Source organism: Oleiphilus sp. HI0132, from assembly GCF_001635845.1.
Genome location: NZ_LWGJ01000736.1, coordinates 1 through 482 on the forward strand (window position 1 = coordinate 1; position 482 = coordinate 482).

Here is a 482-nt window from a genome sequence, read left to right on the forward strand (position 1 = left end):
ATCAGCATGTAAGTCCATGCCGTATCTTGCAGGGAAATCCAGGGTAGCTTTTAAAATAGTTGTAGCTACTGGGTTTAGTTCATTGGCTATGACTTTGTGGCCAAGGCGTAATGCTTCGAACGGAATGGAACCACCTCCCGAGGTGGGGTCGAGTACAGTGAAGTCGCTTGGTGTTGGCAGATGGTCGTTTTGGTATGCCCTTGAGTAGCCATATAAATCAGGGTCTTCCCATTTCAGAGCTTTGCCTAGTGCTTGCTTAACAAGGTCGGATTTAGCAAATTCTAAACGAGCAGATATATGTGCTGCGTCTGCCGGAATTCTTTTTACTGTATAAGTTTCACCAGCATGAATTTGTGGCAAAGCCCCAGACTCGTGTTTCCACCTTTTGACAATCTCACTGTTGGCTAATTCAGTATCAAACGACTCTAGGGTGCTAATAGTGGCCAGGTTATTTTGCCTTCTCGCGACTTCTTTCTCGTAAA

Annotated in this window: 1 protein-coding gene; it reads right to left on the reverse strand. The window is 45.2% G+C overall.

Going from position 1 to position 482, the window contains the following annotated elements; all coding sequences use genetic code 11:
• Window positions 1-482: hypothetical protein (locus tag A3766_RS30765; RefSeq protein ID WP_197479453.1), on the reverse strand; the 482-nt coding region annotated here is incomplete at both ends.